General features: G+C 73.2%; 20 protein-coding genes and 1 pseudogene. 6 read left to right on the plus strand and 15 right to left on the minus strand.

The genetic code is table 11. The features are described from left to right. Nucleotides 1–93 precede the first annotated feature (93 nt). From AB5J87_RS07195 to AB5J87_RS07215, 5 genes are all read right to left on the minus strand, one after another. Nucleotides 94–660 carry an HAD family hydrolase gene (locus tag AB5J87_RS07195; RefSeq protein WP_369375210.1) on the minus strand — a complete coding sequence of 189 codons (567 nt, stop codon included), beginning with the start codon at nt 658–660 and terminating at the stop codon, nt 94–96. Between the two features lie 52 nt (nt 661–712). Further along, a complete protein-coding gene (locus AB5J87_RS07200; RefSeq protein ID WP_369375212.1) occupies nt 713–2047 on the minus strand; it encodes a hypothetical protein in 1335 nt (444 codons plus the stop codon). A 202-nt stretch (nt 2048–2249) separates the two neighbouring features. Continuing rightward, nucleotides 2250–3356: an alginate lyase family protein gene (locus AB5J87_RS07205; protein WP_369383407.1), complete on the minus strand. Its 1107-nt coding sequence runs from the start codon at nt 3354–3356 to the stop codon at nt 2250–2252. Between the two features lie 232 nt (nt 3357–3588). After that, the gene (locus AB5J87_RS07210) at nt 3589–3840 is read right to left on the minus strand and encodes a helix-turn-helix domain-containing protein (protein ID WP_369375214.1); all 252 of its coding nucleotides are present in this window, start codon (nt 3838–3840) and stop codon (nt 3589–3591) included. A 185-nt stretch (nt 3841–4025) separates the two neighbouring features. Beyond that, complete coding sequence (locus AB5J87_RS07215) at nt 4026–4490, minus strand: winged helix-turn-helix transcriptional regulator (protein ID WP_369375216.1); 465 nt, start codon at nt 4488–4490, stop codon at nt 4026–4028. Nucleotides 4491–4618: 128 nt separating this feature from the next. On the opposite strand from AB5J87_RS07215, the gene AB5J87_RS07220 reads away from it, so the two are divergent. The 3 genes from AB5J87_RS07220 (at nt 4619) to AB5J87_RS07230 (ending at nt 7521) form a co-directional block, all read left to right on the plus strand. Further along, a complete protein-coding gene (locus AB5J87_RS07220) occupies nt 4619–5788 on the plus strand; it encodes an acetyl-CoA C-acyltransferase (protein ID WP_369375218.1) in 1170 nt (389 codons plus the stop codon). A 94-nt stretch (nt 5789–5882) separates the two neighbouring features. After that, nucleotides 5883–6650 (plus strand): type I methionyl aminopeptidase, encoded by a 768-nt coding sequence (gene map, locus AB5J87_RS07225; protein WP_369375220.1) that lies wholly within the window; start codon nt 5883–5885, stop codon nt 6648–6650. A 205-nt stretch (nt 6651–6855) separates the two neighbouring features. Then, entirely contained in the window at nt 6856–7521 is a 666-nt protein-coding gene (locus AB5J87_RS07230; RefSeq protein ID WP_369383413.1) for a DUF4360 domain-containing protein, read from the plus strand. Between the two features lie 51 nt (nt 7522–7572). On the opposite strand, the gene AB5J87_RS07235 is transcribed toward AB5J87_RS07230, so the two are convergent. Continuing rightward, nucleotides 7573–8265 (minus strand): glycoside hydrolase family 75 protein, encoded by a 693-nt coding sequence (locus tag AB5J87_RS07235; protein WP_369375222.1) that lies wholly within the window; start codon nt 8263–8265, stop codon nt 7573–7575. A 168-nt stretch (nt 8266–8433) separates the two neighbouring features. Further along, a complete protein-coding gene (gene ggt, locus AB5J87_RS07240; RefSeq protein WP_369375224.1) occupies nt 8434–10248 on the minus strand; it encodes a gamma-glutamyltransferase in 1815 nt (604 codons plus the stop codon). 126 nt (nt 10249–10374) lie between these two features. Here ggt and AB5J87_RS07245 point away from each other — a divergent pair, with 126 nt between their 5' ends. Beyond that, the gene (locus AB5J87_RS07245; protein ID WP_369375226.1) at nt 10375–11106 is read left to right on the plus strand and encodes a hypothetical protein; all 732 of its coding nucleotides are present in this window, start codon (nt 10375–10377) and stop codon (nt 11104–11106) included. Here AB5J87_RS07245 and AB5J87_RS07250 read toward each other — a convergent pair. From AB5J87_RS07250 to AB5J87_RS07275, 6 genes are all read right to left on the minus strand, one after another. Then, nucleotides 11057–12331, minus strand: a complete 1275-nt coding sequence (locus AB5J87_RS07250) for a cytochrome P450 (RefSeq protein ID WP_369375228.1) — start codon at nt 12329–12331, stop codon at nt 11057–11059. The genes AB5J87_RS07245 and AB5J87_RS07250 overlap by 50 nt on opposite strands. A 65-nt stretch (nt 12332–12396) precedes the next feature. Further along, on the minus strand, nt 12397–12879 hold the full coding sequence (locus AB5J87_RS07255) for a hypothetical protein (protein ID WP_369375230.1): 483 nt from the start codon (nt 12877–12879) through the stop codon (nt 12397–12399). Next, nucleotides 12876–14345: an ATP-binding protein gene (locus AB5J87_RS07260; RefSeq protein WP_369375232.1), complete on the minus strand. Its 1470-nt coding sequence runs from the start codon at nt 14343–14345 to the stop codon at nt 12876–12878. The genes AB5J87_RS07255 and AB5J87_RS07260 overlap by 4 nt, the downstream gene beginning before the upstream one ends. Continuing rightward, nucleotides 14342–15025, minus strand: coding sequence for a response regulator (locus AB5J87_RS07265; RefSeq protein ID WP_369375234.1), 684 nt, complete (start codon nt 15023–15025; stop codon nt 14342–14344). The genes AB5J87_RS07260 and AB5J87_RS07265 overlap by 4 nt, the downstream gene beginning before the upstream one ends. Nucleotides 15026–15133: 108 nt before the next feature. Further along, nucleotides 15134–16774 (minus strand): murein biosynthesis integral membrane protein MurJ, encoded by a 1641-nt coding sequence (murJ, locus tag AB5J87_RS07270; protein WP_369375236.1) that lies wholly within the window; start codon nt 16772–16774, stop codon nt 15134–15136. Further along, complete coding sequence (locus tag AB5J87_RS07275; protein WP_369375238.1) at nt 16771–17928, minus strand: lipid II:glycine glycyltransferase FemX; 1158 nt, start codon at nt 17926–17928, stop codon at nt 16771–16773. Before AB5J87_RS07275 ends, murJ begins: the two co-directional genes overlap by 4 nt. A 232-nt stretch (nt 17929–18160) precedes the next feature. Between AB5J87_RS07275 and AB5J87_RS07280 the strand changes: the two genes are divergently transcribed. Together AB5J87_RS07280 and AB5J87_RS07285 are read left to right on the plus strand one after the other, a co-directional pair. Beyond that, nucleotides 18161–19381: an Ig-like domain-containing protein gene (locus AB5J87_RS07280; RefSeq protein ID WP_369383419.1), complete on the plus strand. Its 1221-nt coding sequence runs from the start codon at nt 18161–18163 to the stop codon at nt 19379–19381. Between the two features lie 40 nt (nt 19382–19421). Further along, a pseudogene (locus AB5J87_RS07285) lies at nt 19422–19650 on the plus strand (acyl esterase); the annotation flags it as partial. Nucleotides 19651–19686: 36 nt separating this feature from the next. Here the strand turns inward: AB5J87_RS07285 and AB5J87_RS07290 are convergent. Beyond that, nucleotides 19687–20559, minus strand: a complete 873-nt coding sequence (locus AB5J87_RS07290) for an amino acid ABC transporter permease (RefSeq protein ID WP_369375240.1) — start codon at nt 20557–20559, stop codon at nt 19687–19689. Next, nucleotides 20556–21200 carry an amino acid ABC transporter permease gene (locus tag AB5J87_RS07295; protein ID WP_369375242.1) on the minus strand — a complete coding sequence of 215 codons (645 nt, stop codon included), beginning with the start codon at nt 21198–21200 and terminating at the stop codon, nt 20556–20558. Before AB5J87_RS07295 ends, AB5J87_RS07290 begins: the two co-directional genes overlap by 4 nt.

Here is a 21200-nt window from a genome sequence, read left to right on the forward strand (position 1 = left end):
CCAGGCATCCACACGCGTAGACCGCGTGTGGATGAGACCGTAAAGCCCGTCACGCACCGTGGCAAGACCATCGCCGTCACGCCACGAAGTCGATCACATTTCCCGCGGTACGGGGGCGGGCAGCCGGGCCCAGGCGCCGCGCCGGGCGTGCCGGAGCAGCACCGGGTCCGTGCCGACGACCACCGGGTGGCCGACCTCGGCGAGCAGCGGGAGGTCCGCCGCCTCGTCCGCGTACGCGTAGCAGTCGGCCGCCCGCAGCGCGCGCTCGCGCAGCAGGGCGCGGGCCGCGTACCCCTTGCCCTGGCCGCGCATCGGCGCGCCCGGGCGCGCGCAGAGCACGGCGTCGGCGCGCAGTTCACGGGCGAGCGCGGTGACCGCCTCGGCCGGTGACGGCGTCACCAGCACCAGCAGGTGTCCCCGGGCGGCGTGTTCGTGCAGGGCGGCGAGGACCGGGGCGTGCCAGAGCCGGCCCAGCGGGGGCCCCGGCCCGTCCGCGTCGAGCGCGGGCGCCGCGAGGAGCGTGCCCTCGACGTCGAAGAACGCGGCGGCCGTGACCGGCCCCGGTCTGCCCGGGCCGGGGCTGTCCGGGCCGGGGCTGTCCGGGCCGGGACTGTCCGAGGCCGGTCCACCCGAGGCCGGTCCGTATATGTGCGAGTCCATGTCCATTGCTACGGACCCTGCCCAGCCGTGACCTCACCTCAATCCCGGAATTTCAACGTTCTGTTGCAATTCTGGCCACCCGGAAGGCGTGCACGACGTCTCGTCGCCGCCCCTCGGAGACCTCACCGGCCGCCGCGAGCAGCAGCGGCGCGAGCTTGCGGGGCGCGTACGCCGCCAGTTGCGCCGCGTCCTCCGGCGTACGGGCCCGGACGAACGCGCTCACCAGGGCGTCCGCCTCCGGCCGCCGCCCGGCGTCACCGAGAGCGAGCACCGCGTCCGCGATCTGCCCGGCGGGGCGCGCCACGCCCTGGCGCAGCAGCCGGTGCGCGTCCGCGCTGTGCCCGGCGGCGGCGAGCGCCCCGGCCGCCGCGGCCAGCCGCTCGGGCGGCAGCGAGGCCGCCTCCCACAGCAGGGTGGCCCAGTCGGCGGCGAGTCCGGACCGGTGCAGTTCGACGGCGAAGACGGACAGGTGCGCGGCGGGCCCGGCCGCCGCCTCGCACAGCACGGCGTGCGCCTCGCCGGTACGGCGCTGGGCGCGCAGCCGGACGAGCGCGGCCACCGTCTCGCGGACCTCCCGCTGCGCCTCGTCGCCGTCCGGCGCGGTGGCGCCCGGTCCGGCGCCCGCCCGCTCCCGGCCCTTGCGCTCCCGGCCACCGCGCGACTCGGCCCGGCCCCGGGCGTGTTCGGGGCCGCCGAACCGGGCCCCGGTGGGCGCGGTCGCGGCGACCGGCGGCACTAACCGCCCCGGTTCCCCGGCCGCCGGGCCGTCCGCGAGCCCGGCGGAGCGGGCGCCGCGCGCGGTGCGGCGCGCGGGCGGCACCGGCACCGGAACGCGCGGCGCGGACCGCTGGGCCACCGCCTCCCGGCCGTCGCCCGCCCGGCCCGGCCGCGCCACGGCCCGCTCGCTGAACCAGCCCTTGGGCACCTCGGGGCCCAACGCGCTGATCCGGGCGCGCAGTTCGGCGCAGCGGGCGGTGGCCCGGGCCAGGTCGTCCTGGATCCACGGCAGCTCGCGCGGCGCCGCGCCCGGCAGCCGGTCGGCCGCGTGCGCCTGCTCGCGCAGCATCACGGTGAGCCGCTCGCGCAGGGCCTCACGGCCGCCGGGCCGGGTGTCGTGGACCGCCGCGGCGGCGGTGTGCAGGGCGCGCGCCCGTACCGTCTCCCGCCCCACCGCTTCGGCGCCGTGCGTCGGCACGAGGTCCTGGAGCAGCGATTCGACGACGTCCCACGGCGGGATCTCGCTGCCGTCGAAACAGGCCGCCATGCCGTCGGGATCGCGCTGCCAGAAGACCCCGTACCAGCCGTCGTACCGGTCGAGCAGAGCCGCCATCCGGCCCATGTACTGGACGAAAACCCCGATGTCCACCGGGAGTTGATTGACCGTCATCCCACTCGCCCCCCAAGCGCTGACCGAACCCTAACGGTCCGTCGGGCATTCGATACCCGCCGTATTGCGCCCGTGTTACACCGAGGTCTTCGGCTCAATACCGCTGTATGACGGCGCGCCGAACGGCGTGGTGACGGCAGAAGTCGCGCGCCCCCCGGCGGCGCCCCCCGGCCCCGGGTGCGCGGGCCGGGGCCCGGTGGGGTCAGCGGGTGACGGGGCGGCCCGGGTTGCCCGCGTGCGTCAGCGTCTCCCAGGCCACGAACAGGTCGTCCGTGCCGGCCGGGCGCTGCCGCTCGGCCAGCCGTTCGGTCAGCGGCAACTTCAGGTGCATGCGGTTGCGCAGGTGGTTGAGGCCGACCTCGACGTCGGGGCCCATGGTGCGCTCGACCTTGCCGCCGCACAGCCAGGGCGGCGCGGCCTCGCCCAGCTGGTAGCGGGCGTGGAACTCCAGGGCGGCCCGCAGCCGCTCGGCCGACGGCCCGTACAGGTCCACGCCCTGCTGCCAGGCGGTCTCGGCGATGTGCGAGGAGGCGGCCAGCGAGTAGCCGATGTGCATGAAGTTGCGGCAGGTCTCCTGGCCGAGGCCGTCGGCGTAGACGCGCTGGCCGAACCAGTAGGTGGCCAGCTTCTCCGGGGTGTTCATGCTCCCGCCGGGCGGCACCTTGGGGAGGCTGCCGTCGGCGCGCAGGTAGAAGTACGCGGGGACCCGGGCGCGGTAGCGCTCCAGCGAGGCGTTGAAGAGGTCGCGGTCCTCCAGGAACACCGCGATGCCGATGGTCGCGTCGGTCATCGCCAGCTCCCAGTTCCCGTTGTAGTCGGGGACCTTGGCCGTCACGGCGGGCAGATACGCCTTGCGCAGCATCCATTTGAACCGCTGGACCGCCGCGCTCCCCCAGCCGGGGTAGCTCGCGTGCACGATGTCGGCGGCGCGCGCCCAGGAGGACCCGGCCCAGGCGGTCTGCAGCCCGGCGTTGCCCTCGGTGTGCTCCTTCATCACCTTCGACCAGCCGTCCATGATCGCGACGGCCTTCCTGGCGTGCGCCTCGTTGCCGTTGACCGTCCACAGCAGGGCCTGGGTGTAGGCGGCGAGGGCGTCCTCCCGCTCCGACAGACAGGCGGGCGGCCCGGCGTTGGGCGGACAGGGCACGGTCTCGGCGGGGTGCGGGACGTAGTCGAGCGAGCCGTAGCGGCTGGTGCGCATCTTCTCGTACGCCGAGTGCCAGGGCTCCTGGGCGGCCCGCACCCGGGCCCGTACGGTGTCGAGCTGGCTGCGGCCCACCACCACCCCGGGGTGGTGGAAGGTGACCACCGCCTCCTGGTCGGCCTCGGAGGCGGAGACCCGGGACGCGGGGGCACAGGCGGCGAGCACCAGCGCGGCGCCGACGGCGAACGCACCGGCCCGCCGGAGATACGGCCTCGTCGAGGAGGCGGACGGCTTGACCACACCCCCACGGTGCCGCGCCCGCCCCGGCCCCGCAGATTCTGTTGCGCCGACCGGGCACGGCCGCCGCCGCCCCGTGCCCGGGGAGCCCGTGCCCCGCTCAGGCGGGCAGCAGCGCGCAGTGCCCGGCGACCTCGTCCAGCGAGAGCCCCAGCACCCCGGCCAGCGCGGCCACGGTGAAGAACGCGGGGGTCGGCGCCCGTCCGGTCTCGATCTTGCGCAGCGTCTCGGCCGAGAGCCCCGCCGCCGCGGCGACCTCGGTCATGCTGCGCCCGTCCCGCGCGGTCCGCAGCAACCGGCCCAGCCGTTCGCCGCGCTCGCGCTCTTCGGGGGTGAGAGGGGTGCGGACCATGCCCCGAGTCTAGGCCCTGTCCGCCGGAACGGGTCGGCCGCGGTGCGGGCCGGGGGTACGGGGGTGTGGGGGCCGGGGGTGTGGGGGCCGGGGATGCGAGGTCCACGGGGGCCGGGGTCCGGGACCGGGGGCCGCCGTCGGGCCGTACCCACGACGGCGCGGCGGCCACCACCCCGTACCGCTCCTCACTCCTCGGCGCCCTCCATCCCCCACCCCGGCACCTGGAAGCGCGGGGTGACGTCGCGGCGGTGGACCTCGCCGCCGCACGCGCGGCACATGACGGCCGGGTCGAGGTCGGCGCCGCAGGAGTGCCGCCACACCGTGGGCGCCACCTCGGCCAGATGGCGGTCGCCCCAGTTCATCAGCATCAGCAGGACCGGCCGCAGCTCCTGCCCGGCCGCGGTGGCGCGGTACTCGTACCGCACCGGGCGCTCCTGGTAGGGGACCCTGCGCAGCACCCCCGCCTCCACGAGCCGCCGCAGCCGGGCGGTGAGGATGTCGCGGGGCGCCCCCACGTTGCGGGCGATCGCGTCGAAGCGGTGGACGCCGAAGAAGACCTCGCGCAGCACCAGGAGGGCGTACTTCTCCCCCACCACCGCCAGCGCGTCGGCGATCGAGCAGGGCCGGGCGTTCTTCCGCGACGTCGTCATGGACCCACGGTAGGCCAGGAACAGCAGTGCATTGGAATTTCCAACTCACGAAGTTATGGTGAGTCCAGTTTTCCAACTTACTCAGTGGTAGCCCCCCGGGGAGACCGGGCGGAGACGAGGAGCACGCCATGCGCGACGCCGTGATCGTGGAAGCCGTCCGTACGCCGATCGGGAAGGGCAAGCCCGGCGGAGCGCTCGCCGGGACGCACCCCGTGGAGCTCCTCGCCCACACCCTGCGCGCCCTCGTCGAGCGCAGCGGCGTCGACCCGGCGCTGATCGACGACGTGATCGGCGGCACCGTCGACCAGGTGGGCGAGCAGGCGATGAACACCACGCGGTACGCCTGGCTCTCCGCCGGGTTCCCCGACAGCGTCCCGGCGACCACCGTGGACCGCCAGTGCGGCTCCTCGCAGCAGGCCGTGCACTTCGCCGCGCAGGGCGTCATCTCGGGGGCGTACGACCTGGTGGTGGCGTGCGGGGTGGAGTCGATGAGCCGGGTGCCGATGTGGTCCAACGTGCCCGCCGGGGCGGATCCGTTCGGCCCGGGGGTCGCCGCCCGCTTCCCCGGGGGCCTGGTCCCGCAGGGCATCAGCGCCGAGCTGATCGCGGCGAAGTGGTCGATCGGCCGGGCCCGGATGGACGAGTTCGCCGCCGCCTCGCACCACAGGGCCGCGGCGGCCTGGGACGCCGGGCTCTTCGACGCGGAGACCGCGCCGCTTGCGGGGCTGCGCCGGGACGAGTCCATACGTCCGGCCACCACGCCGGAGGTCCTCGCCGGGCTGCGGCCGGCCTTCGAGGACCCGGGGTTCGCCGAGCGGTTCCCGCAGATCGACTGGTCGGTGACGGCCGGCAACAGCAGCCCCGTCAACGACGGGGCCTCCGCCGTGCTGATCACCTCCAGCGAGACGGCCGCCCGGCTCGGGCTGCGCCCGCTCGCCCGGCTGCACGGCTTCGCCGTCACCGGCTCCGACCCGGTGCTGATGCTCACCGGCGTGGTCCCGGCCACCGAGAAGGTGCTGCGCGGGTCGGGTCTGACCCTGTCGGACATCGATCTGTTCGAGGTCAACGAGGCGTTCGCGAGCGTGGTGCTGGCGTGGCAGCAGGAGACCGGGGCCGACCTCGCCAAGGTGAACGCTCACGGCGGCGCGATCGCGCTCGGCCACCCCCTGGGCGCCAGCGGCACCCGGCTGATGACCACGCTGGTGCACGCGATGCGGGCGCGCGGGGCGCGCTACGGCCTGCAGACCATGTGCGAGGCGGGCGGCCTGGCCAACGCCACCGTCCTGGAAGCCCTCTGACCGGCCACGACCACGGACGGCCGGACCGCGGCCACGGCCCGGCGCACCCCCGGGGCGGTATAGTAATTGCCACCGGACCGGTATAGTAATTGGAATGGTAGAGATCAAGACCGACACACAGATGGACGCGATGCGCGAGGCCGGGCGGGTGGTCGCCCGCGCGCTCGCGGCGGCGCGGGACACGGCGGCCGTGGGGGTCAGCCTGCTCGACCTCGACCGGGCGGCGCACGAGGTGCTGCGCGCGGCGGGGGCCTCCTCGCCGTTCCTCGGCTACCACCCGGAGTTCGCCCCGACCCCGTTCCCGGCCGTCGCCTGCGTCTCCGTCAACGACGCCATCGTGCACGGCGTCCCCGACGGCTACCGGCTGCGCGACGGCGACCTGGTCAGCGTGGACTTCGGCGCGGTCCTGGACGGCTGGGTGGGCGACTCGGCGATCAGCTTCACGGTCGGCCGGGCCCGCCCCGAGGACGTCCGGCTGATCTCCACGGCGTACGAGGCGCTGGAGGCGGGCATCGCGGCGGCCGTGGTGGGCAACCGCGTCGGCGACATCGCGCACGCGATCGGCTCGGTCTGCCGGGGCGCGGGCTACGGCATCCCCGACGGCTTCGGCGGGCACGGCGTGGGGCGCCGGATGCACGAGGACCCGGGCGTCCCCAACGAGGGGCGGCCGGGCCGGGGCATGAAGCTGCGGCACGGCATGGTGCTCGCCATCGAACCGATGCTGATCGCGGACGGGACCGACGACTACTACCCGGCTCCGGACGGCTGGACCCTGCGCACGGTGACCGGCACCCGGGCCGCGCACACCGAGCACACGGTGGCCGTCACGGACTCCGGACCGCGCGTCCTGACCATGGTCTGAACCGGACCCGGACGGGCCCCGCCCGGCGGCGCTCCACCGAAGCCGGATGGCCCAAACCGGATGCCCGGTTCGGGCCATCGGCGAGCGCCCCGGGCGGCCTCACGCTGGCTGGTCCGTACCTGTCCCGGAACGTGACCTTCTGCTGCCATGTACGTGCCAACCCCCCACAGGAGAACGGGCTGGCGACATGACCGAAGGGAGCGTCATGTTCAACGCACTGGCGATCGGCGGCGCCGCCGCCGTCCTGCTGGCGGCCCCGCTCAGCACGGCCCAGCACCCGGGCGGCTGGGGCACCCCGCCGCCCGACAAGATCGTGATCGACCTCGTCACCGTCAACGGCTCGGGCTGCCCGGCCGGCACGGCGGCCGTCGCGGTCTCGCCCGACAACACCGCGTTCACCGTCACGTACAGCAGCTATCTGGCGCAGGTCGGCAAGGGCTCCTCGCCCACCGACTTCAGGAAGAACTGCCAGCTGGCCCTGAACGTGCACGTCCCGCAGGGCTTCACCTACGCCATCGCCTCGGCCGACTACCGCGGCTTCGCCCATCTGGAGAAGGGCGCCACCGCGCAGGAGCGGGCGAACTACTACTTCCAGGGCATGTCCCAGACGGCCTACGTCACCCACCCCTTCAAGGGGCCGTTCGACGACGACTGGCAGACCAATGACACCACGGACGTGTCCGCCCTCGTCTACAAGCCGTGCGGCGAGGAGCGCTATCTGAACATCAACACCGAGCTGCGGGCGGGCGCCGGGACCTCCGACCCCGTCAACACCACCAGCTTCATCACGATGGACTCCACCGACGCCAGCATCACCACCGTCTACCACTTCTCATGGAAGGAGTGCCCCGCCGCGGTGACGCACCCATAGGGGTGCGCGCGGGCCGTCCACCCCGGTGGGCGGCCCGTACCGCCGCGGCCGTCAGTTCTCGGCGAGGAAGCGCCGGGCGAGCCGGTCACCGAGGGCCACCGCCTGCTGGTGGCTCTCGATCGGCTTGGCCTGCGAGTCCTTGAACAGGATGTAGGTGACCCCGGACGCGGCGCCGCCGGACACGGGGTCGGGGTTCATCCCCAGCGCCTTGGCGGTGGCGTAGGACGCCTCGCCGATGACCTTCGAGGGGCCGGTGTCCCCGACCACCGCGTACTCCACCCGGTCCCGGTAGATCACGGCGGCCACCCCGCCGCCCCTGATCCCGGCCGCGCCGTAGTTCCAGAGCGAACTCGCACCGGGCACCACCACGTACGAGAGCTCCTCGGCGCTCAGCGGCCTGCCGTCGGACTGGTGGAAGGCGGTGTCGTTCTGGAACCAGGGGTCGGTGGCGCGGTTGCAGACGGCGCCCGGCCGGCCGTCGCAGTCGATGTCCAGGTCCGCCTTCCAGAACACGGCCCCGTTCTTGCCGCACACCGGCACGGTCGCGGCGCTGTCGCGGTCGGTCCGGTACTTGCCCCGGGAGACCTGGTCGCACCCCTTCACCCGGGCCAGCAGGTCGGCGGCGGCGACCGGGCCGGTGTCCGTGCCGGAGGGGCCGTCGGCGGCGCGGGCCGCGGGCGGGACCGCCGCCGCGAGCAGGGCGGCACCGCAGGCGGCGGCAAGGGCGAGCTTTCGCGTGGGCACGTGGGGGTTCCTTCGGTGGGGGACGGGTCCGGCCTGACCGGAACAATCTGTCCCCGCCGCTCCGGGCGCCTCAACTTGAACTGCACCGAACGGGCGCGGCCCCCGTCCCGGTGGGGACGGGGGCCGCGCCGCACTTCACCCGCCCGGCGGACGGGTCCTGACGGAGGGTCACCCGGCCGGGTGCACCACCATCGCCGAACCGCCGCCGCGCCGCACCTTCTCGGCCGCCGCGACCCAGCGGCCGTCGGCGAGCCGCTCCACGCCGGTGGCCGCGCCGATCTCCGGGTTGAGCGTGAACGCCTGCCCCAGCGCCTGGAGTTGGGCCTTCAAGGGGCTGTTGTTGTAGAGCGCGGGCTCCAGCTCGGTGGCCGCCGCGTTGCGCTGGCTGGCCCGCGGCGCCGCGATCGCGTCGACCAGCGGCATTCCCCGGTCGAGCCGGTTGACCAGCGACTGCAGGACCGTGGTGATGATGGTCGCGCCGCCCGGCGAGCCGAGCGCCAGCACCGGCCTGCCGTGCCCGTCGAGGACGATCGTCGGCGACATGGACGAGCGGGGCCGCTTGCCCGGGCCCGGCAGGTTCGGGTCGTGGACGGCCGGACTGGCCGGGGCGAAGGAGAAGTCTGTGAGCTCGTTGTTGAGCAGGAAGCCCCGGCCGGGCACGGTGATGCCGCTGCCGCCGGTCTGCTCGATGGTCAGCGTGTAGGAGACGATGTTCCCCCACTTGTCCGCGACCGTCAGATGCGTGGTGTTCTCGCCCTCGTACGTGGTGGGCGCCGCCTTGCCGGACGTGGCGCAGGCCGCCGGATGGCGCGGGTCGCCGGGCGCGAGCGGGCTGGTCAGCGCCTTGGTGTCGCTGATCAGGCAGGCCCGGGAGTCCGCGAAGCGCTGGGAGAGCAGCCCCTTGGTGGGCACGTCCTCGAAGGCCGGGTCGCCCACCCAGCGCCCCCGGTCCGCGAACGCGACGCGGCTCGCCTCGATGTAGCGGTGCAGGTACTGGGCCTCGGTCGCCTTCGACAGATCGGTGCGCTCCAGGATGTTGAGCGCCTCCCCGACCGTGGTGCCGCCCGAGGAGGAGGGCGCCATGCCGTAGACGTCCAGGCCCCGGTAGCCCACCTTGGTCGGCGCCTGGCGCTCGACCCCGTACGCCGACAGGTCCCGGGCGGTGAGGTCGCCGGGGCGGGCGTTGCGCGGGGAGCCCGCCGCGAGCGGGGGCTTGCGGACGGTCCGCACGATGTCGCGGCCGATGTCCCCCCGGTAGAGCGCGCCGATGCCCTTGCGCCCCAACTCCTCGTAGGTGCGCGCCAGATCGGGGTTCTTGAGCGTGGAGCCGACGGCCGGGGGCTGCCCGCCCGGCAGGAACAGCTTGGCCGTGTCCGGGAAGTCGGCGAATCTCGCCTGGTTGTCGGCGGTCTGCTGGCGGAAGGTGGCGTCGACGGTGAAGCCGTCGCGCGCGATCTTCTCTGCGGGCTTCAGCAGCTTGCCGAGCGGCCTGGTGCCCCAGGTGCGCAGCGCCGCGTCCCAGGTGCCCGCGGTGCCGGGGGTGCCCACGCTGAGCCCGCTGGTCACCGCGTCCGCGAACGGCAGCGGCTTGCCGTTCTCCAGGAACAGCGACGAGGTCGCCGACGCCGGGGCCGTCTCGCGCCCGTCGATCGTGTGCACCGTACGGGACTTGGCGTCGTAGTAGACGAAGTACCCGCCGCCGCCGATGCCCGAGGAGTACGGCTCGGTGACGCCGAGCGCGGCGGCCGTGGCGACCGCCGCGTCCACCGCGTTGCCGCCGTGGCGCAGCACCTCGATCCCGGCGGCGGTGGCGTCCGCGTCGACGCTGGCCACCGCTCCCCCGTACCCCACCGCCTCCGGGGACTTGGCCGGCGGGGACGCGGCGGCCGGGGGCGCGGCGGATGGCGGTGCGGCGGCGACCGAGGCCAGCACGGCCCCGGCGACGGCCAGGAGCGAGAGACTGCGGACGGCTGGGCGAGGCATGCGTACCTCCTGGGGGCGAATGTCCGCGCAGCGTAACGCCGTCGCGCCCACCGCGTCAGGAGCGCCTCGGGACGGCCCCGGCACCGCCTCGAACAGCGGCCCGGACTCCCGCTAGCATGCGCGCCCATGAACGACGACGTGCGCAACATCGTGCTGGGAGTGGTCGCCGCGGGCATCAGCGCCACCCTGGGCTGGCTCACCCGCACCTATCTCTGGCGGCGCGGACTCCGGCGCAAGCAGGCGTTCTTCGGGCTGCCGACGCACTCGGAGTGCCTGCTCGTCGTCAACCGGGACGCGGGGGCCGAGGGCGCGGTGCACCGCTTCGACGTGTTCGCGCTGCTCGAACTCGCCTCGCTCATCAAGGACTGCGGGGCGCACGCGCGCATCGCCCAGCACGACGCGACCCAGCAGGGCTTCGGGGTGCGCACCGAATTCTGCCTGGGCGGCCCCTACTCGAACCGCCGTATGGCCGCCCATCTCTCCGCCCTGCTGCCGGGCGTCAGCATGAACGTGGACTCCGAACCCGTGGCGGACCGGGGCGCGTTCACCATCGGCGGCGAGCGGTACCTGGTGGAGGGCGGGGTCGTCGAGTACGTGATACTCGCGCGGGTCACCGCCGGTCAGGGGCAGCGGCCCGTGTTCCTCTTCTGCGGCCAGCGCGCCATCACCAACCAGGCGGCCACCCGCTACCTCGCCCGCAACCACGAGAAGCTGGCCCGCAAGCACGGCGACGGCACCTTCTGCCTGCTCCTGAAGGTCGTCAACTCCCTCGCCTACGGGCCGGACGTGGTGGAGGTCGTCGCCGACGTCACCCGCGCGGCCCTCGCGGCCCCGACAGCTCCAGCGGCAGCGACTTGATCCCGTTGACGAAGTTGGAGACCAGCCGGCGCGGCGGCCCGGCGAGCGCGTAGGGCCCCAGCAGCCGCAGCGCCTCCTCGTGCAGGACGCGCAGTTGGAGCCGGGCGAAGTGGGCGCCGAGGCAGACGTGCGGGCCGTCGCCGAAGGAGACGTGCGGATTGGGGGTGCGGGCCAGGTCGAGGCGGTGCGGGCGGCTGAAGACGCGCTCGTCGTGGTTGGCCGAGGCGTGGCAGACGACGACCTTGTCGCCCGCCCGGATGCGCTGCCCGGCGAGCTCGGTGTCCCGTACGGCGGTGCGCCGGAAGGTGAGCACGGGCGGATGCCACCGCAGCAGCTCCTCGACCGCGCTCTCGACGCCCGCCCCGCCCGTGCGCAGCAGCCGCTGCGCGTCCGGGTCCTCGGCCAGCGCCAGGAAACCGCCGGGCGCCGCGCTGCGCACGGTGTCGTTGCCCGCCACGGTCAGCAGGAAGAAGAACATCTCCAGTTCGGGGTCGCCGAGCCCGCCGTGGGCCAGCGCGGTCATCACGTCGTCGGCGGGCTCGCGCCGCTTGTGCGCGGCCAGGTCGTGCGCGTACGCGAACATCTCCCGCAGCATCGCGGGCGAGCGCGGGTTCACCGGCCGCCCGTCCGGCCCCAGGACCGGCGGCTCGTCCGGGTCCTGGTAGCCGATGACCCGCTCGGTCCACTCCAGGAGCAGCCCCCGGTCGCTCCGGGGCACCCCGAGCAGATCGGCGAGGTTGAGCAGGGCGTAGTCGTCGGTGACCTCGGTGACCAGGTCGAGGACCCCGCCCTCGGCGCCGTCCCGGGCCGCGCCCAGGAGCGTGCGCGCCCGGGTCCGCACCGCCTGCGCGAACCGGTCGGTGCGGCGGGGCGTGAAGGCGCGGCTGACCAGGCGGCGCAGTCTGCCGTGGTCGTGGCCGCCGCCGCCCGCACCGGCCGGGTCCTGGTTGAGCATCATGCGGCGGATGAAGGGCAGGTCGTCCGGGTCCGGGTCGCGGATCTGGGTGGCGCCGAGCGCGGAGGAGTAGGCGCCCGGGTCCTTGAGCACCCGTACCACGTCGGCGTGCCGGGTCACCGCCCAGAAGCCGGGGCCGGCCGGCCAGCCGAGCACCTCGTACTCCTCCTGCCAGGCCACCGGGTGCCGGTCGCGCAGCTCCCGGTAGTCGTCGTGGGGCGGCCCGGCGGCGTACCGGCGCGGGTCGAAGACGTCCGGCAGATCACTCATCGCACCACGGTGACGGCTGCCTCGGGTCCCCGGCAAGACCGCCCCGGGTCCTCACGCGGGTGGGGTCAGAAGGGGCACTGCTCGGGGCCGTGCGTGGTGTCGGTGCCCTGGACCGTCACCAGGATCCGTCCGCCGCGCTGGGCCGCGTGGGCCGCCGTGCACACCAGCTGCCGGCGCGCGAGGGCGGAGAAGTCGCGCACGGCGCGCGGGATCACGACGCGGATCTCGTCGCCGTTGGTGTTGACGACGATCGACCCGTAGTAGTTGGGCAGTTCGGTGGTCAGCCCCGCGGCCCGCTCGCTGTCGGTGGGGCCCTTCAGGAGCAGCAGGAGCGCGTTGCCGGGCGCCGCGCGGGTCACTCCGGGGCGGACGACGGGGAGCAGCCCGGCCGGGCCCTTGAGGTAGAGCGTGGTGCTGTCGCTGTCGGACGGGACCACCTTGGCGGTCGCGGCGTCGCCCACCTCGACGACGCCGGACGCCTGGATGCCGCACCCGGTCGCCAGGAGCAGCGCGGACAGCACCAGCGCGGTGGCGCGGCTCCCCCTCACGAGCGGTCCTCCCCGCCCGGCTGTCGCAGCGGCAGCTCCACGGTGAACACCGCGCCGCCCTCGGGGCGGTTGGCGGCCCGGACCGTGCCGCCGTGCAGCCGCACGTTCTCCAGGGTGATGGCGAGTCCGAGGCCGCTGCCCGCCGAGCGGGTACGGGCCGCGTCGGCCTTGAAGAAGCGGTCGAAGATGTGCGGCAGGACGGCCGGGGCGATCCCGGGCCCGCCGTCGTGGACCTCGGTGACCACCCGGACGCCCTCGGCCCGCTCCTCGGCGCGCAGCGTGATCCGCACGGGGGCGCCGCCGTGCCGCAGCGCGTTGCCGACGAGGTTGGCGACGACGATGTCGAAGCGCCGGGGGTCGAGCATCGCCCGGATGCCGACGGGGAGTTCGACGGCGACCTGCTCCTCCCAGCGCCTGCGCTGGAGGGTCTTGGCGATGGTTTCGGCGACGTCCACCTCGTCGAGGTTGAGCTCGGCGGCCCGCGCGTCGAAGCGGGAGATCTCCATCAGGTCCTCGACGAGGGTGGCGAGCTTGCCGGTCTCGGCGGAGACCAGCCGTACGGCGGCGGCCGTGTCGGGGTCGAGCCGGTCGGCGTCCTCGTCGAGGACCTCGGTGACGGCGAGCATCCCGGCCAGCGGGGTGCGCAGCTCGTGCGAGACGTCGGCGGCGAACCGGCGTGCCCTGGCCTCGGCCTTCTGGAGCTCCTCCACGGACCGTTCGAGCGCCTCGGCCGACTCGTTGAACGTCCAGGCCAGATCGGCCAGTTCGTCGGAGCCCTTCACCTCGATCCGGGTGTCGAGGCGGCCCTTGCCCATGCTGCTCGCGGCCCGCCGCAGATCGCGCACCGGCCGCAGCACGCTGCGCGCGGCGAGCAGCGCGGGCACCAGGGCGACGGCGAGCGCGGGCAGCGCGCCGTCCCGGGCGGCGCTGACCATGGCCTTGACGTTGTCGTCCTCGGTGGTGAGCGGCATCACCGCGTAGACCATGATGCCGGTGGGCTGCTCCCGGCGCGGGTCGTCGGAGCCGATCAGCACCGGCATGCCGATGGTCAGCCAGGGCTGGCCGTCCTTGACCACCCGCTGGAAGGAGCCGTGCGGATTGGTCCCGGCGCGCCCGCGCAGCTCCTGGGTGACGACGGTGGAGGTGGTCGCCATGACGTTGGAGGCGCGCAGGCTGCCGTACTCGGCGAAGACGGTCCAGGGGTGCGGCTTGCCCTGGCGGGCCAGGACCGTGCAGAGCTCGTGGAGCGAGGTGCGGGTCATCGGCAGCGTGACGGTCTGGGCGCCGATCTGGTCGCGCAGCTGGGCGACGGCGGTGTCCTGGGCCTGCTGGAGGATGGCCGAGCGGGCCTCCTGGTAGATCAGGGTGGCGGTGGTCCCGGCGGCGATCACGGCGACCAGCAGGAACGCGGCGATCAGCCGGGCACGCAGGCCGAGCCGGCGGACCCGCTTCAGCGCGCGGATCACCGCAGCGGGCCGAAGCGGTAGCCGAAGCCGCGGACGGTCTGGATGTAGCGGGGGCTGCCCGGCACGTCCTCGATCTTGTGCCGCAGCCGCCGTACGCAGGCGTCGACCAGCCGCGCGTCCCCGTGGTAGCTGTGCTCCCACACCGACTCCAGGAGCTGCTGGCGGCTGAAGACCTGCTCGGGCGAGGCCGCCAGGTGCAGCAGCAGCTTCAGCTCGGAGGGGGCCAGCGGCAGCCGCTCGCCGGACTTGGCGGCGGTCAGACCGGCCCGGTCCAGGGCCAGTTCGCCGTGGAACTCCAGGCCGGGCCGCCCGCCGGGATCGGCGAGGCGGCGCAGGACGGCCCGGATGCGGGCCTCGATGACCTCGGTGCGGGCGGGCTTGACGATGTAGTCGTCGGCGCCCGCCTCCAGGCCGATGACCACGTCGAAGTCGTCGCCGCGCGCGGTGAGCATGATGATGGGCAGCTGGCTGGTCTCGCGTATCCGGCGGCAGACCTGGACGCCGTTGATGCCGGGCAGCATCAGATCGAGCAGCACCAGTTCGGGCTGGAACGCCTTGAGCTCGGCGAGGCCCGCCTCGCCGCTCTCGGCCGCCCGCACCTCGTGGCCGCGCCTGCGCAGCCCGAGCTCGACCCCTTCCCGTACGGAGGGGTCGTCCTCGATGAGCAGCACGCGTGGCATGAGCGTCAGTATCCCAGCAGTCTCGGAGGTCTCGGATGTCACAAAGGTCTCAGCGGGATCAGTGGTCCCACTGATCCCGGAAGCTCGGGCGGGCGGGGCCCGGGCCGGTCAGCGGCCCCGGCCGCCGCGCAGCTTGCCGAGCATGTCGTTGATGCCGTCCAGCCGCAGCGGGCGGGCCAGCAGGGCCAGCGCCACGAGCAGGACGGCGGCGCCCGCGCCGGTCGCCGCGAGGTCGCCGAGCCCGTCGGTGGCGCGGGCCGCCGCGTATCCGGCCAGCGCCGCCGGCACACAGCCGAGCAGCAGCCGCACATGGACGAGGAGCGACGGGGAGCGCAGCAGACCGGCGTTGCCGCCGAGCCTGCGGTTCAGGACGTACGCGGTGACGGCCCAGCCGGCGAAGAGCGCCAGCGAGTACGCCGCCGCCATCCCGGTCACCGCCCAGCGCGCGGGCAGCAGCACATAGGCGAACGCGGAGAACCCGGCGTTGCACGCGGCGATGACCAGGTTCAGCACGAACGGGGTGCGGGTGTCGCTCAGGGCGTAGAAGCCGCGCGAGAGCACGTACTGCCCGGAGAAGGCGATCAGGCCGGGCGCGAACGCCATCAGCATCCCGGCCATCACCTCGACGTCGCCGGGGCTGGTCCGGCCGTAGCCGAAGACCGCGCCCATCAGCCAGGGCGCCAGCGCGAACAGCGCGCACGCGGCCGGCACGATCATGGCGGCGCTGGTGCGCAGCCCGTACGAGAGGTCGCGCCGCACCCCCGCCGGGTCGTCCTCGGCCGCCGCCCGGCTCATCCTCGGCATCAGCGCGGTGAGCAGCGAGACGGTCACGATGCCGTGCGGGACGACCCACAGCATGTACGCGTTGGTGTAGGCGGTGTAGCCCGCGCCGCCCGCGACGTGCTGCTGCTGGGCGTGCTGTCCGGCGATGGTGGAGAGCCGGGTCACCACCCAGTACGCCAGCTGGTTGGTCAGGACGAGCAGCACCAGCCAGCCCGCCGAGCGCAGCGGGCGGGTGATGCCGCTGCCGCGCCAGTCGAAGCGCGGGCGCCAGCGGAACCGGGCCGCGCCCAGCGCCGGGATCAGGGCCAGCGCCTGGACGGCGATCCCGGCGGTGGTGCCCCAGCCCAGGACGCGGGTGTCGCCCGCGCTCAGCGTCGAGCCGGAGGTTCCGGCGGTCCACAGGTAGAGCCCGAACACGGCGATGACGACGAGGTTGTTGAGGACCGGGGTCCACATCATGGCGCCGAAGCGCCCCCGGGCGTTGAGCACCTGCCCGAAGAGGGTGAACAGGCCGTAGAAGAGGATCTGCGGCAGGCAGTAGCGGGCGAAGGCGACCGTGAGGTCGGCCTGGGCGCCGGTGTAGTCGGTGTACAGGCCGACGATCTTCGGCGCGGCGAGCACGGCGGCGGCGGTGAGGACGGTCAGGGCCGCGACGCAGGCGGTGAGCAGCCGGTCGGTGTACGCCTTGCCGCCGTCGGCGTGCTCCTTGGCGGCGCGGACCAGTTCGGGCACGAACACCGCGTTCAGGGTGCCGCCGATGAGCAGGGTGTAGAGGATGTTCGGCACGTTGTTGGCGACCGCGAAGCCGTCGCCGACGAGCCCGGTGCCCAGGGCCGCGGCCACCACCGCCGAGCGGACGAAGCCGGTGCCGCGGGAGACGAGCGAGCCGGCCGCCATCACCGCGCCGCTGCGGGCGACGGACGCCTTGGCCGCGTGCCGGGGGCCGGTGTGGACGGGGGCCGTCACCGGCGGGCCAGATATGCCTGGAAGGCGCGGTACAGCGCGTGGTTGGCGGTTCCCTGCATCGGTGTTTCCCACTCCCCCAGCGTCTCGACGACCTGACCGCCGGTGCCGAGCTTCCAGCGCAGCAGGCCGAACGGGCGGTCGTCCGGGTCAAGAGTGGAGGGTACCCCGCGCATGTCGTACACCTGTGCGCCCAGGGCGTGCGCGTCCAGCAGCATCTGCCACTGGAGGGCGTTGCTGGGCCGCACCTCGCGGCGGTGGTCGGCGGAGGCGCCGGTCTGGTACCAGACCCGGTCGCCGACGGTGATCATGGTGTGGGCGGCCAGCACCTCGCCCCGGTGGAGGGCGAGGTAGAGGCGCATCCGGCCGGGGTGCTCCTCGTTGAGGACCGCGTACTGGCGCTCGTAGTACGCCAGCGAGCGGCCGAGGCGGAAGCCGTCGCGCTCCTCGGTGATGCGCAGCAATCGATAGAATTCAGGCAGATCGGCCGCGCCGCCGATGACCACCTCGACGCCCGCCTTCTTAGCGGCGCGCACATTGCGGCGCCACTCCTGGTTGAGCCCGGACCACAGCTCGTCGGCGCTCCGCCCGGCCAGCGACACCTGGAAGACGTGGCGCGGCTGGGCGTCGGCGTCCCCGTCGTCGCCCCCGCAGCGCCGCCAGCCGCGCGAGCGCAGCCGGTCGGCGACGGCGGTGCCCAGCGGGTCGACCTCGCTCGCCAGCACGTCCCCGATCTGCCGGCCGGGGCCGGTCGCCGACTTCAGCAGGGGCGCGCTCCAGCGCCGGTAGGCGGGCGAGGGCCCGATGCGCACGGCGAAGGCGCCCGCCCGGCGCAGATGCCGCAGCAACGGCCCCAGCCAGCGGTCGATTTCCGGATCCGCCCAGTCCGCGACCGGGCCCTCGGGAAGATAGGCGAAGTATTTCCGGGTGCCCGGGAATTGCCGGTAGAGGACCAGCGCGGCGCCCGCCAATTCCCCCGAGTCCCGGTGCCAGCCCACCGTTTCCGACGACCACTGGTCCTTCACATCCGCCCAGGACGGCTGCTGCAGGAAGCTCACCCCGGACCGGGTCGCGAGGAAGGAGCGGTATTCGGCGAGGGAGAGACCGCGCAGCCGCAGGTCCTGGTCGCGGGCACCGGTCAGGAGAAGAGCGGTCACGTGTGTGGCCTCCCAAGTGCGCCCCGGCGTCGGTCTCCGGGGATGCACAGGATGCTCACAGCGGTCCATGACCGGGTGGCGCGGCAGATGTGACGGGAGTGTGACCGTTCCCCTGCGGTCCTCGTCACATGGGAATTCCCGAGATTCTCGGGGTTTTCCGCAACCTAGAGTCGGGTGAACCCACTCTCTCCTACGGAGAAGCATTGATACGGAGGTTTTCCAGTTGAGCCGCATACGCCGCCACATACCGCTCCGCCACCGCCCGGTCCGCCTTGCCGCGATCGCGGGCACCGCGGTCCTCGCCGCGGCTCTCACCGCCTGTTCGAGCGGCTCGGACGGCGGCTCGGGCGACGCCAAGGGCGGCGCCGCCATGAAGGGTGACAAGAAGGCGGAGATCACCGTCAATCTGACGGGGCAGCAGGCGAAGGCCGGTGAGCCCGTCAAGGTCTCGCTGGCCGCCGGGAAGCTGCAGCAGGTCACCGTGACCGACACCAAGGGCGGGCAGCTGGCCGGGAAGATCGGCGCCGACGGCCGCACCTGGACCTCGGACCGGGTGGCCGCGCCCGGCAGCAGCTACGCCGTCGAGGCGAAGGACGACAAGGGCTCCACCGCCAAGGCCGCGTTCGCGACCGCCGCGGCGGACAAGGTGAACAAGCTGACCCTGGTCCCCGGCAAGAACTCCACGGTCGGCGTCGCCCACCCGCTGTCGATCGTCTTCGACCACCCGGTCAAGAACAAGGCCGCGGTCGAGAAGCAGCTGAAGGTGACCACGTCCAACAACACCGAGGGCTCCTGGGGGTGGATGGAGGACTACTCGGGCAAGACGCGGGTCGACTGGCGCCCCAAGGAGTACTGGAAGAGCGGCACCAAGGTCACGCTCAACGCCGACCTGAACGGGATCGACTCCGGCAGCGGCTGGTTCGTGCGCGACTACGCGACCAATGTGACCATCGGCAAGAACCAGGTGGTCAAGGTCGACCTCGACAACCACCGCCTCAAGCTCTTCCGCGACGGCGCGCAGGTCAAGGACATCCCGATGTCCGCGGGCACGCCCGGCGGCGACAAGGCGTCCTGGCGCGGCAAGGCCGTCATGATGGCGAAGGAGGGCACGATCAACATGAACTCCGAGACGGTCGGCCTGGGCTCCGCCTACAACAAGATGGTCGACTACTCGATGCGGCTGACCTGGTCGGGCATGTACGCGCACGCCGCGCCCTGGAACGCCGAGTACTTCGGCAACACCAACCACAGCTCGGGCTGCATCGGCATGAGCGACACCAACGCCAAGTGGGTGTACGACACGGTGCAGGTCGGCGACCCGTTCGAGATCACCGGCGACGACGCCAAGGGCACCCAGGCGCTCAACAACGGCTTCGGCGAGTGGAACCTGAGCTGGCAGCAGTGGCAGCAGAAGAGCGCCCTGAACGGCGCCGCCGGCACCGCGAACGGCTGACGGTCCGTCCGGCCGCCGCCCGCGCGGCGGCGGTCGCGCCACCAAGGAGAGCGGGCCCCCGTCGTCACTGTACGACGGGGGCCCGCTCGGCCCCGGCGAGCTGGTCAGCAACGCCCCCTTCACCTTCCACGGCCGGACGGCGTCCGGCTCCGGTGGTGGACACCGTCGACCCGCTCCACATCGAGCACAACCCGGCCGGCGCGCAGCTGACCTTCTCCCCGCCCGCGTCAGACCCGTCGTATCTGACGGTCCCTCTCCGCGAGGAGTGATCACCGGCTGCTGCCGGACGGGCATGGGCCCTTGAGCTACTGCACTCCCGGCAGCAGCGTCCCTGGTTCGGCCGGGGCGACGTCCACGGCCTCCGTCTTGGGATTGCGCTTCTGTCTCCTGGCCATCCAGGTGGCGAACCAGGAGAGCAGCATGCACATCCCGATGTAGATCGGCGAGATCACCATCACCACGGGGATGAACGGCAAATCGTAGTCGAGATTCGATGCGATGAGCTTCCCCGCGTGCAGGAACTCCTCATAGGTGATCAGATAGCCCAGCGAGGTGTCCTTCAGCGCGACCACCAGCTGGCTGATGATGGTCGGCAGCATCGCCCGGACCCCCTGCGGGACCAGCACGTACGTCATGACCTGCGTCTTGCGCATCCCGAGCGAGAATGCCGCCTCCTTCTGGCCGCGTTCCACAGAGTTGACGCCGGAGCGGAACACCTCGGCGAGCACCGAGCCGTTGTAGAGCGTCAGACCGGCCACCAGCGCCGGCAACGGCTGCACCTTCAGTGCCACGAAGATGAAGAAGATCATGACCAGGACCGGCATGGCGCGGAAGAACTCGACGAGCAGCGTGGCGAGCCAGCGCACCGCCCGGTGGTCGGAGAGCCGCCCGGTCGCCAGCACCGCGCCCAGCGCCAGCGAGAACACCGCCGCGTATCCGAACGCCTTGAGCGTGTTGCCGAGCCCGCGCAGCAGCAGCCGCTGGATCCCCTTGTACTCGAACGGGGTCCACTTGGCGGCGGTGAACTGGTCGGTGTCGAACAGGAGATAGACGACCCAGCCGACCAGGGCGAGGATCAGGGCCGTGGAGATCAGCCCGTACACCAGGTGCCGCCGGCGGGTGCGCGGGCCCGGGATGTCGTAGAGGGCGGTGGCCTCCGTGGACAGCTGTGCGGTCATCGGGCGACTCCCCAGTGCTTCTCCAGGAGGTTGAAGACGGCGCTGATGGTGAGGGTGATGATCAGGTAGCCCAGGGCGATCCAGAGGAAGGACCAGACGATGTCGTAGCCCAGCTCGCTCAGCGTCTTGTAGGTACCGAGCAGTTCGGTGACGCTGAAGGCGCCCGCGATGGCGGAGTTCTTGGCCAGCGCGATCAGGGTCGAGCCGACCGGCGGGATCACCGAGCGGAACGCCTGCGGCAGCACCACCGCCGAGAGCGTCTGGCCGAACGTCATCCCGAGGCTGCGGGCCGCCTCGCCCTGGCCGGTGGGCACGGTGTTGATGCCCGCGCGCAGCGCCTCGCAGATGAACGCCGAGGTGTAGCAGCCGAGCGCGATGACCGCGAACACCTTGAAGGGCAGCACCAGTCCGAAGCGCGGCAGCCCGAGCAGCACCGCGAAGAACAGCAGCGTCAGCGGGGTGTTGCGCAGCACGTTCACCCAGACCGCGCCCAGCAGCCGGAACGAGCCGACCGGCGAGACCCGGCAGGAGGCCATCAGGAAGCCGAGCGCCAGGGCGAGGGCCGAGGCGTAGACGGTGAGCTCGACGGTGCCGAGGAAGCCCTTGCCGTACAGCGAGAAGTTCTTGGTCAGTACGTCCAT

The organism is Streptomyces sp. cg36 (genome assembly GCF_041080675.1).
Lineage (GTDB): Bacteria > Actinomycetota > Actinomycetes > Streptomycetales > Streptomycetaceae > Streptomyces.